Consider the following 12,265-nt stretch of genomic DNA (forward strand, 5'->3'; position numbering starts at 1 on the left):
ACATGCGCATCCCTTCGCGTATGGGGTACATAGTTGCGGTCTAACCCATACATGATAGCGTGCGCAGGCATACCTGCATATAACCCGCACGGAATGCGACAAAGGGTCAGTCTCTTTCCTTGAATACAACTTCATCCGAACGCCTCCCGCATTCATCCGCACATATACGGATAAATTTGGGAATCCGATACCCTGAGGGCCGGATCGGCCGGCCCCGGGAGATCGGAGGACGCCATGTCCGGAAAGGGCGGGAAGGGCGCCGCGAGGGCGGTCCCGAGGACCCACGGCAGGCTCACCGGGTACGAGCGGGACACGGTCCAGAGGATGCTGAAGCGCAGGGTTCGCTCGGCCACTTCCTCGAGAGGTTCAAGGGCGTATCGACCCGCAGGCTCCACAGCTGCCTGATGTGGTTCAGATGGCTGCGCGAGGCCGCACGCGTCGGGGACAGGACGTCGCTCATGCGCGAGCAGCTCGACGACGGGCGCTACGAAAAGATCCGGAAGAAGATGATGGAGCCGGAGTACGAGTTCCATCTGGAGCCGGACGTGCAAACGGCGGGTTAACATAGCCTTTCACCAAAAAGGGCGAGCGGCCGCGCCCTGCGACCACCCGCCCTCAATCAAATCCCTTCTCGGCCGCCGTAGCTACCGGTTCCGGCGCCGCAGGATAACGCCTGCGGCGATCAGCACCGCCGCGCCGCCCGCGATGCCACCCAGGGCCATCGGCGACAAGCTGGTATCGCCCGTATACGGCAGACCCGGCTTCTCCTCCTTCGGCACCGGTGACTTGCTCGGCGGATTGGTGGGCGGCTCCGTCGGCGGGGTGGTCGGCGGCGTGTACGTGTTCTTGAACACCGGCGCCACGGCGCCGTCATAGGTTACCGTCGCCACCAGATGGCCCGCACCGTCGTCCGTCACCGTCACCGTTACCCGGTGCTCGGCCGCGTCGTACGTCACGTTCTTCTGACCGTCGTCCACCTCGGAGATGCTGTAGGCGTACGTTCCGGGCTTGTCGTACGAGATCGCCTCGAAGCCCACCGTGCCGTCCGCCGCGTTCTTTGCGGTCTGCAGCACCTTGCCGTCGGCATCCTTCAGCTGGAAGGAGAACTGCCCTTCCTTCAGGTCCTCGCCGCTCAGCACCTTGGAGGCCCCCAGCTTCACCTCAGTCGCGGCCGGCGCGTAACTGTTGCTGAACGCCACCGCATCCGCAGCCTTGCCGCCCTTGCTGTAGGCAACCTGCGCCTCCAGCGCGTGCGTCTCCGCATTCTCCGTCACCGTCACCGTCGCGGTAAAGACCGTCGTGTCGTAGGTGACGCCGTTCGCCGTCGCCCCTGCCCGCTCGGACACGGTGTAGACGTACGCCCCCACCTTGTCCAGCTGCAGCGGCGCGAAGCCGAACGTGCCGTCGGCGCCGTTCTGCACCGTCTGCACCACGTTACCGTCGGCGTCCTTCAGGTCGAAGAAGAACTCACCCTCGGCCAGGTCGCGGCCGGTCAGAGCCTTCGTTCCGGTAATCGTCGCCGTCGTTGCCGTCGGCGTGTAGGTGTTGGTGAAGGTCAGATCCGCAGCCGTCTTGTTCGCCGTCGCGGTCAGCTGGCCGCTGCCGTCATCGGTCACGTTCACCGTTACGTCCAGCACCGCATCGCTGTAAGTGATGGTGCCATCTTGGCCCGCAACCTCCTTCACCTGGTACGCATGCGAACCAGTTGCGGTGTACGAGATGGCCTTGAAGGTAAACGCTTTACCCACGTTCGTGGTCCGGTCGATCTCCTGCCCGGTGGCCACGTCAATCAGCGCGAATGTGAACTCGCCATCGGCGGGCGTCCGCGTGGTGGCCGGGTCGGCATTCTCAAGCACCTTGGTGCCAGAGATCTGGTAGGAGGTCTGACCCGGCTGGTAGCTGTTCGCAAACGTCATGGTATTGGGGGTGACGCCGTTCTCGGTGCCCTCGCTCGGTTTCACCGTAGAGCTCTCTACCACCAGCTTGCCGTCGTTGTTGTCCTTCACCATGTAGGTCAGGGTGTACGTCTTGCCGGTGTAGGTCACGCCCGGCACGCCCGGCGCGCCGTCCGTCGGCTGCACCTCACGGACCGTGAAGGGAAAGGTGCCCGCATGGTCGAAGGTCAGCTCGTTAAAGTAAACCTTGCCCTTGGCGTCGTTCTTCTGGGTCTGGAGCACCGTACCGTCAGACCCCACCAGCTCGAAGGCGAAGTCTCCCGCCTTTAGCCGATAGCTGCCGTCGTGCACGTCAACGCTCTTGGTGAGGGCGATCGCGCCGGAGTTCGTCGCCTTCGCCTTGTAGGTGTTGGTGAAGGTGGGCTTCGTGGCGTCCGCGCCGTCGTAGGCGACGCTCGCCTGCAGCGTGCCGGCATTGTCCACAACCGTCACCACGGCATGATGCACCGCGTCGTCGTAGGTCACGTAGGCCAGATCACCCTTCCGCTCCACGATAGTGTACTCGTACGTGCCCGGCTTCGCGTAGGAGAAGGCGTCGAAGTTAACACTTCCGTCCGCGCCGTTGGTCGCGGTCCGGACGGGCTTGGCCCCGGCAAGCTGCTCAGCAGTCATTTTGCCCTCGTACACATCGAAGGTGAACTCGCCGTCCTTGGGGACGATCGGCGTGTTGTCGTCCTTCTTCACATAGCTCTTCTGCGCACCGAGGGCCAGACCGGTCGCGGCCGGCTGGTAGGTGTTGGTGAAGGTATCCGAGCCGGATGCGCTCGTCACGATCGCCTTCGCATTCAGTGCTCCGTTCCCGCCGTCTGTGACCGTCACCGTATAGGTGAGGGCATGATTGTCATAGACCATGCCCGGCTCCGCGCCCGGCTGCTCCACGATGGTGTAGGTGAAGTCCTTGCTCGCGGCGCCGTCCAAGTCGGAGAGCTGGAACTCGCGCGTGAAGCAGACCTTGCCGTTTGCATCGTTCTTCGCGGTGGCGATCACGTTGCCGGCAGCGTCCTTCAGGTCGAAGGTGAACTCGCCGTCCGCAGGCTTCGTCGTGTGATCGAAGCCGTCCGCAACCTTGATGGTCTTGGTCGCCGTCAGCTCCACGGATCCCTTTGCGGTGTAGGTGTTGTTGAAGGTGGGAGCCGTAGCGGTACCGTCATAGGTGACGGTCACCTTCGTCTTGTTGTTGTCGTCCTGGTTCTGCTCTACCTTGACGTGGACCTTGACTTCCTTGGCGTCGTAGGCCACGCCGTCGACGGACTGGCCGGCCTTCTCCTCCTTGAGCGTGTAGTCGTACTCGCCCAGGTTCAGGCCCTTGACGGTCAGCTTGACCTTGCCATTCTTATCGTTGGTGCCGCGAGCGTCCTCATTGCCGTCCTGGTCGTACAAGCCGAAGGTGAACGCATCGGCCGTCAGGTCCTTGCCCGCGAGAACTTTCGTGGCCTCAACGGTGACGTCCGCCGTCGGCTTCGTGTTGGTGAAGGTCGGCACGGCCTTCTCACCGTCGTAGGTGACGGTCGCCTTCAGCTCGCCCTTTTCGTCGGTGACCTTGACGTGGACCTTCACGCCCTGCGCGTCGTAGACGACGGTCGAGTCGGCGCCCTTCACCTCCTTGATGGTGTAGTCGTGGTCGCCCGGCGTAGCGTAGTCGATGGCTGCAAAGGCGACCTTGCCGTCCTTCTCGTTTTGGACAGTCTGGACCACGCTGCCGTCCTTGTCGAGCAGCTGGAACGTGAAGTCACTCCCCGCGAGCTCACCGCCCGTGAAGCGCTTCGTCGCCTTGAGCGTTACCGAGGTCTCCTTCGGGCGGTACGTGTTCGTGATCACCGCAATCTGATCGTCGATCACCTGAGATGTGGCGGTGCCATCATCCTTATAGATCTGCTCCATTTTGACGACTGGCTCGGTCAGATTTCCCTTGCCGTCATCCTTCACCGTTACGGTCACTTTGTATTCGGCGCTGGAGTAGCTGACACCGCCCAGCCAACTGGGATCGCTCTTGGCGGGCGTAGTCTCGGCAATGTAGTAGGTGTACTTGCCAGGCTTCTCATACTTAATCTCTCCGAAGCTAAATTCTTCGGCGCTCGTAACGGTCTTCTCGACCTGCTTCATGCCGGCCACGGGCGCTGCCGTGGCACCATCAGGCATCGGCGTTCCATCGGCGGCGCGCAGGCAAAGCTCGAAGCTGTCGGCGCTAGTCCACTCACGGCCGGTGAACTTCTTCTTCGCCTTGATGCCTGTGAGCGTCACCGAAGACTTCACGCTGTAGCTGTTGGTGAACACCAGCTTGTTGTCTTTGGCCACCGTGCCGTCGGAATTCTGCGGGGCAATCCTGCCCGAGATGCTATCGCCTTCTTCAGTCAGATTCTTGTCACCCTGCTTGCGGCCGGTCAGCTTATAGCCCGCGGGCATCTTGTCTGCGCCGGTCAGCTCCTGCACCGCGTACTGGTCACCCTCGGCGAGACCGTACACGCGGATCGTCTGGTCGGCCGTGATGGTCTGCTCGCGGCCGTTCTCGAGGTCGAACATTTTGCCGACCTGCTTCTCGCTTGCGGTCCCCGCGTTCTCAAACACCGCGGCCTTGTACGTCTTCCCCGCCGTCGTGGGCACGGTGAACTTGAAGGTGAACCCCGCGTCCGGTTTTCCCGTCAGGCCCGCTGGCACCATGACCTTCTTCATCACCTCGAGGCTCGCCTCGCGTTCGTTCGCCACGCGCACGCAGGTGGCGCCCGTAAACAGGGCGTTCAGATTCATGTCGCCCAGGTCGGCGCGGGCGCCCTTCGCATTAGTGTCACCAGACACGTCCTGCGTGATGCCCATACGTATCCAGCCCGTCTCGGTCTCCAGGCGGTAAGGTTCGTCCTTCTTGGTGGGCCCATACTGGTAGACACGTCCATTGGCGCCGTACTTAAGATGTACCTCATTCTCGCCGCCCTTGGCGTCATTGTTCCAGGAAAGGTTGCCGTTGCCGTCGAGCGTCCCGTCGGACGTCTGGCGCTGGCCCTTGATCCACGTGAGCGTGTTGTCAATGTCGCCCTCTGCGCCAAACTGGCCCAGGCTCTTCATGAGCGAGCCCACGCCCACGAACGTCGAAACGCCGTCATCAACTGTACCAGCATCGGCGTGGACGCCGTAATCGTCCACAATCACCTTGATGAGCCTGTCATTAAGCAGGAAGCCATTGGGCGCCGAGACCTCCTTCAGGAAGTAGGTACCCTTCACGAGCGGCTCGCTACTGTCGCTCGTAGACGGGAATACGCCCGCCCCTTCGAGCTTGACCGGGTTGGCGACCGACCTCGTCGTCAGGGTGTCGTAGGGGGCCTGGTCGCCATCGAGCACGGCCTTGCCGTTCGCATCCGTAGTCACCTGGGTGGACTTGTAAAGGCCGAACTTCGCCCCGTCAACGGGCTTACCCTCGGTATCGGTCTTCTGCACGAACAGGCGATTCTGGATGTTCGTGACGAGCAGGCGCGTGGCGAACTGCCGCTTGAAGTTCGTGCCGTCTGCGATGTCGTCGCTGTACACGTGGACTGTGTTCTTAGGCGTCGCGTCGCCGATCGAGCTCGCCGTTGTGTGGTAGATGGCCACCGTGTACTCGGCATCCTTGCGGGCATCACCGCTCAGCAGGTAGTAGTACTTGGAGATGTCACCGGGCAGATTTTGAATCTCTACCTGGTACTGGCCGCTTGTGTTGAGCGTGAAGGCGTGCAGGTCCTTCTTCGCCGCCTCGATAGCACCGGTCATGCCCGGCTCCTTGGCGAGGGTGTATCCCGCTCCCGTCGATGGGTCGCCCGGCACGGCGTACCAATTGCTCGGATCTTTGATACCTGTGCCTGCGCTTTTGTCGCGCTTGAGCACCACAGCGAACAGTATGCCGGAGTCCAGATTGACGGTCTTGTCGGACTTCGTCAGGTCATTATTTGCCTTGTACACGGTCGACGGCGCGGTGATGGTCTCCTTCGCGGCGGCGAACGCACCGGTCTTCCACACGACGCTGCCCGCGTCCATACCGCCGCGGTTGATGATGACGCCGCCCGCGCCGTTCTCAGCGCTCGCGGGCACGTACTCGAGCTGCATGCTACCACCCGTCGCCGCGAGACTCGAGCGGTATCCCCCGGGTACGCGCGTCTCCTTCAGGAGGTAGTACTTGTTGTTGTCGTGATCCTTGTTGTAGAGATCGTCGAAGTTGATGACGCCGTTGTCCACGTCGTTCGTGAGCGTTAGGTGGCCGGCCTCGTCCGTGGTACCGGAGCCGATGAGCTCGCCCACGGTCTTGAAGTCCTTGTCGGTCTTATAGAGCTTGAACTCGGCACCCTGTACGAACTTGCCGTCCTGGTCGAACTTGATGATGTCGGACTCGGGCACCGTCACGAGGTTGAACTTGAGCTCCATGTTGGAGTCGGTGGCGCCGCGCTCCAGGTAGAAGAACTTGAGGGTGTGGTTGGTGCCGTCGGCGAAGGTGTTGCTGTTGAAGCCCGAAATGTCCTTATTCGCATTCTGGTACTTGTTCTTCAGTGTGCCGTCGTTATTACCGTTCACCTTAATGTCGCCCGTACAAAAGTTGATGCTCAGACTCGCGCGGTTGTGAATACCGCCGATATCACCCACGAGGACATCGTCGATGAACACCCAGACGTCATCATCGCCGGCGAACTCGAACACCATGTCGTCGCCCGCGTTCGCCTTGCCGCCAGCAGGCTGCACGAATCGCGTGGACATTGAGAGGCCGAAGTGGTGGTTGACGGGGTGGCCGTCGTTGTAGCGCGAATCACCGGTGTTGTCTGCCTTGATGCCGGTTTGGACGAGCAGGCCGTTTTCCTCTTTGAGCACCTTGTCTGCCGCGTCGAACGGGAAGAACTGACCCTGGTGGGACGAATCGCCCACTTTGTCAATGCCCCAGGTGTCATAGATGTCGAAGGCATTCTTGTCAGCGTTGTAGGCTGCGTAGTTTTTGGAGCTGTCATAGACGTAGTAGCCGTTCTGAACCTTGAGGAGGCCCGTCACGCCAAAATGGGACGTCTTGCCGATCTGGGCAGAGGAATCGAACAGGTAGCAGAGGGACTCGCCGCCCCAGGTTTTGGAAAGCTGCGGATAGCCGTCTAAAAGCGTGTTGTTGACAATGCCGGGCTGCGGGCTCATGTTGCCCGTCCAATGGTTGAGCGACTCACCACCCTGGCCGTCGTTAAACTGGAACCGGTGGTTTGCGTTGACGCCGCCGTTGCCGGAAACCGACAGATGGTTATCGGGATTCACCCAGTAATCAAACAGGTTGATTGTTGTCCCCGAAGGCGAAATCGTCGTAACCGTGTGGTCCGAAAACGCCGCTTCCGCACGAGTCGGCAGGAAGAAACTCGCCGTCAGCGCGACGGCGAGGGCCAAAACAATCACATATGGCGAGACCGGGCGCAGCCCACGACGACGGCCATAAGACATGACGGACCACCGCTCGCGCGGCCGGTGTTCACCAGGAAGTTCCCTGCTTAGACACCCCCCCGGTAGCATTATTCACGAGTCGAGACGTCGTCTCTCTGAGCTCCTGCATAATTTCCTCCCCAGTCACACGGCGACCTGCCCGGGTGCTCCCCGGGGGCCGAGGCAGTCTGGCACATGCCCGCAGTCGTTCAAGGAATACCAACCCCAGCATATGTCTCTTAAGATATCTTAGTCTTATTCTATGACAGTTTTTGTCTCATTACCGATGAAATCGGCTCAGTCCCTTTATCACATTCTAGAGCGTTTGAAGCAGGGCGATGAGGAAGCGAACACCCTGGAGGTAGGCGCGGCGGGTGATGCGCTCGTTGGTGCCGTGGACGCCGCGGTCGCACTCGTCATCGTCGACCACAAACGCCGAAAAACGAATGCATTCGGAGCAAATGTGCTGGTAGTTGGCAGCGTCGGTCGCGCCGATCACGGTTGAGGGCACAATGCGGACGGGGCCCTCGTCCGCCGCGCTCGATCCGTTTTCGTCCGCCCCCTTTGGATCGCGGAAATAGCGGGCGGCGATGGAGCGAACCGCCTCGAGGCCGGGACCACCGATGCGCGGGGACGGCGAGGGTTCGGAGCTGCCGAGGCCCAGCTCCACTTCGACACGACCGGCAAGGTCCGCCCCGGCAACCGCCTCACGGCAGCGCGCCACAACGTCGGCCACGCTCGTGCCCTCGAGCATACGGAAATTGATATTGGCCCACATATCCTGCGGCATCACGTTGGCGCCGGTGCTGCCGCCCTCGATCTGCGTGGGCGCGCAGGTGGTGGTCACGAGCGGATAGAGCTTCTTGCTGGCGAGGCACTCGCGCACGATGGCGTCCTTGTTGGAAGCAATCTCGTCGGCCGTGTAGAGCTCCAGCTCGACGAGCTGTGCGGCAAGCAGGTCCGTGACGCGCGTCGGCCACTCGATATCGCAGATTGCGGTGATGGCACGGCTCAACACCTCGAGCGACGTGCCGCCGTAGGGGTTGGAAGAATGCCCACCCGCGCTCTTTGTCTTGAGCACAATGTCGGCATAACCCTTCTCAGCCAGGTCGGCGTGCATGAGCCAACCCTCGCCCGCGTTGTACTCGGCAGCCGAAACAATACGGTAGTCACCCTCGTCGATCAGGAACTCGAGCTCAACACCGCGCTCCTCGAGCACGCGGCCGATGGCGCCTGCGCCGTACTGCGTCGTCTCCTCGTCCTGACCAAAGGCGAGCAACAGCGAACGCTTGTGCTCCCAACCGTGCGCCAGCGCATACTCAACCGCCTCGAGAATGCCTGCGACCTGATCCTTCATGTCGATAGCGCCGCGACCCCAAATGTAGGTGTCGTCCACCTGTCCGCTAAAGGGGGCGTGCGTCCAGTCGGCCTCGGTACCCGGCACCACGGGGACCACGTCCATGTGACCCATGAGCATGACGGGTTTGAGGGCGGAGTCGGAACCGCCAAGCGTCACCAACAGCGAATGGCCGACAAGCTCGACCTCGCCCGCCGCAAATACGTGCGGCCAGGCCTGCTGCATATACGCGCGCAGGTCGTCGAAGGGCTGCCAATCCACCGCCTCGGCATCCATGCTCGAAATGGTCGGAAACGACAGCACGCGGCCCAAGCGCTCGCACGCGCCGGCCTCGTCTATATCGGCAAAATCGTCCTCATGCGCAAAGAAGCGCCAAACCTCGGCCATGACATCCTTTCGATTGTGACGACAAAGGCCGCCCCACGGGAGCGGCCCTGCAACGTAAGCGTTTGCGGTCGGTTATTTGTCCTCGAGATAGCGAGAGAGGAACTCACGAGTGCGCTGGTGTTTGGGGTTGCCGAAGAGCTCGGCCGGCGCGGCATCCTCGAGCACCACGCCCTTGTCCATAAAGACCACGCGGTCGGACACGGTTCGGGCAAAGGCCATCTCATGCGTGACGACGACCATGGTCATGCCGTCGGCGGCGAGCTTGCGCATGACCTCGAGCACCTCGCCCACGATCTCGGGGTCGAGCGCTGAGGTCGGCTCGTCGAACAGCATGATCTGCGGATTCATACATAGGGCACGAGCGATGGCCACACGCTGTTTTTGACCACCGGACAGGCGACCAACGGCGGCGTGCGCGAACTTTTCGAGTCCCACGCTCGTCAGATGCTCCATCGCGACCTTCTCGGCCTCGGCCTTGCTCATCTTTTTGAGCGTGACGGGCGCGAGCGTGCAGTTGTCGAGCACATCCATGTTGTTGAACAGGTTAAAGCCCTGGAACACCATGCCGATGTCCTCGCGCAATTTGTTGATGTTGCAGCGCTCGGCCGTGAGGTCCTGGCCGTGGAACCAGATGTGGCCCGCGTCCGGGGTCTCGAGCAGGTTGAGGCAGCGCAGGAAGGTCGATTTGCCCGAGCCCGAGGCGCCGATGATGGTGACAACCTCACCGGGATTGACGGACAGGTCGATGCCCTTGAGTACCTCGAGTGAGCCAAAGCTCTTGCGCAGGCCCTCGACGCGGATAAGCGGCTCTTGGTTTTGCACGGCTGCCGCAGTGCCGGTAGTGGCGGTATCTGCCATGATGATTCTCCTCGTCTTAAGCCTAGTTAGAGCTGGGCAGCGTGGCCGGAGCCTCGGCGCCGAGCTTTTTGCCAAAGGCCTCGAGCAGGCGGCTCGCCACGAGCGTCAGGATCAGATAGACCACGAGCGCCACGCAGTAGACCTCCATCTGGCGGTAGTACACGCCGGCGACGGTGGTGGTGGCGTACATGAGGTCGAACACGCCGATGACCGAGAGCACCGACGAGTCCTTGATGTTGATGATGAGCTCGTTGGTGAGCGCCGGGATCGCGTTTTTAATACCCTGAGGGAACACGACCTTGCGCATAGCCTGCCACTGCGACAGGCCCAGCGAGCGCGCTGCCTCGGCCTGGCCGGGATCGATGGACTCGATGCCGCCGCGCAGGACCTCCATCATGTAGGCGGTGGAGTTGAGCGAGATGGTGACCAGGCCGGCGGTGAAGGTACTCCAGATCTGGTTGGCCTGGGCGGTCTCGAAGCCCATGCCGCGCAAAACGGTGAAGCCCGCGTAATAGATGAGCAGGCCCTGGACCATCATGGGCGTGCCGCGCACGACGGTGGAATAGACGGTCGCAAAGCCTCGGCCAATGCTCTTAAAGAAGCGCACCAGGTCGTTGTCGACGCGATCGAAGGTCTGGGTGCGCAAGAACACAAAGAGCAGCGCCAAGAAGAAGGCGACGACCGTGCCGAAGGTGGCAAGCGCGATGGTGATCTCGATACCGCGGATAAAGAAGTCGCCGCTTTTGTAGGTCATGTAGACCAAGCTCGACAGAAAGTCGCTGGGATTGGAGTCCGAGACAATGCTCACCTGCACCAGGTCGACAAACGACATGACGCAGCGGTCGATAAAGAAGATCGCCGCGATGGCAACCACGACATAGCTGCCCAGGCGCGCGCCGCGACGGCAACGCTCGGATGCAAACGGCGACGTTTCGCGATAGTCGTTCCAGTGCATAACCTTGGTGACGAGCGCTGCCGCCGACACGACGATCCAGGCCCAAAGAATCGCCCAAAGGCAATCCTGGAAGATGCCGGTGGGCGCCAAAAAGCTCAGCGGCGTGGGGTTGCGCTGGCTAAATGCCAAGCCGAGCGCCGCGATAACGCTCGTGCCCAGGTACACATAACGGTGGTCGGCCTTGATAAAGGAGGCCAGACGATTGATGCCTTTCATGCTGCCTCCCTATGCCGGCTGACGGTCGAGGCACGCGTCCCACATCTGGTCGCGCTCCTCCTGGCTGATGCCCTTGAGTGTCTTGTCGATGAGCTTAAGCAGTTTGTCCGATCCCTTGCGGCAACCGACATTCGCCGTGACCTCCTGCTTAAAGCCCTCGCCCTCGGCAAAGTGGATGGGGACGATACCGGGATTTTGGGCCATATAGCCCTTTTCGTTCTCAGTGTTGTAGGTCACGGCGTCGCACGTGCCCTGCAGCAGATTCGAGAACACCGTGGGGACCGAATCGACCGGGTTCTTGTGCACAACGCCCGGAATCTCGTCGATGACGGTATCGAGCATGGTGTCCTTTTGGCCGAGCACCGTGGCACCGCTGAAGTCGCTGAGCTTGGTGGCGTTTTGGTAGGGCGAGCCCTCTTTTACGAACAGGCCAAAGTAGCCAATGAAGTACGGGTCGGAAAAGCCGACGGACTCCTCGCGCTCGGGCGTGGCGCTCATGCCGGCGATGATGAGGTCAATCTGGCCGTTGTTGAGCGAGTCGATAAGGCCCGAGAAGCTCTGCTTGACGGCAACGGGCTCGCCGCCGAGAGCCTTGCAGACGATCTTGGCGATCTGCACGTCGTAGCCATCGGCGTAGGCTCCCTGCACGTTATCGATGGGGATCGTGAACTCGCTGGCCTCGGAAACCTGCCAGTTGTACGGGGCGTAGGCCGCCTCCATGCCAATGCGGATCTTATCCTTGCCGATCACAGAATCGGACAGGTCGTCGCGACCGCCGCCTGTCGTGGGCTGAACTACTTCCAGTGTGGAGGGGCGCTGGCAACCGGCAAGTGCGCCGGCGACGACAGAAGCGCTCGCAGCGAGAGCGCTACCCAAAAAGATGCGACGGCTGCATATCGGCTGCGGATGCGCGTCGCGTTGATGGGGAGAATGCATAATCTGCCTTCCCTGTTGAATTGTATGCTGACGACTTAACAGGATATACGCCAGCGACCAGCAGCGCAGCACAAGCTCGAAAAATTAATAGACACGCGGTAGTCATTGGGAACGTCGATGTTTTGGCAATGCCAGCGAGCGCCGCCCAGAGCGAACAAGTTGGCATGAAAAAGGCACGGCATAGACCTTCTGGTCATG

The 12,265-nt window shown here is 61.4% G+C and carries 6 protein-coding genes; 1 reads left to right on the forward strand and 5 read right to left on the reverse strand.

What is annotated here, in order from left to right; translation table 11 throughout:
* Positions 1-404: 404 nt before the first annotated feature.
* On the forward strand, positions 405-563 hold the full coding sequence (locus tag DW233_RS10230; RefSeq protein WP_158567811.1) for a hypothetical protein: 159 nt from the start codon (positions 405-407) through the stop codon (positions 561-563).
* Positions 564-644: 81 nt separating this feature from the next.
* On the opposite strand, the gene DW233_RS05685 is transcribed toward DW233_RS10230, so the two are convergent.
* The 5 genes from DW233_RS05685 to DW233_RS05705 form a co-directional block, all read right to left on the reverse strand.
* A complete protein-coding gene (locus DW233_RS05685; RefSeq protein ID WP_158567812.1) occupies positions 645-7,379 on the reverse strand; it encodes a Spy0128 family protein in 6,735 nt (2,244 codons plus the stop codon).
* Between the two features lie 295 nt (positions 7,380-7,674).
* A complete protein-coding gene (locus DW233_RS05690) occupies positions 7,675-9,102 on the reverse strand; it encodes a M20/M25/M40 family metallo-hydrolase (protein ID WP_118267175.1) in 1,428 nt (475 codons plus the stop codon).
* A 72-nt stretch (positions 9,103-9,174) separates the two neighbouring features.
* A complete protein-coding gene (locus tag DW233_RS05695) occupies positions 9,175-9,960 on the reverse strand; it encodes an amino acid ABC transporter ATP-binding protein (RefSeq protein ID WP_117786762.1) in 786 nt (261 codons plus the stop codon).
* 22 nt (positions 9,961-9,982) lie between these two features.
* The gene (locus tag DW233_RS05700) at positions 9,983-11,131 is read right to left on the reverse strand and encodes an amino acid ABC transporter permease (RefSeq protein WP_118267177.1); all 1,149 of its coding nucleotides are present in this window, start codon (positions 11,129-11,131) and stop codon (positions 9,983-9,985) included.
* 9 nt (positions 11,132-11,140) lie between these two features.
* Positions 11,141-12,067 (reverse strand): transporter substrate-binding domain-containing protein, encoded by a 927-nt coding sequence (locus DW233_RS05705; RefSeq protein ID WP_118267178.1) that lies wholly within the window; start codon positions 12,065-12,067, stop codon positions 11,141-11,143.
* Positions 12,068-12,265: the final 198 nt, after the last annotated feature.

The sequence above is a fragment of the Collinsella sp. AM20-15AC genome, assembly GCF_003471405.1.
In the GTDB taxonomy this organism is placed as follows: Bacteria; Actinomycetota; Coriobacteriia; order Coriobacteriales; family Coriobacteriaceae; genus Collinsella.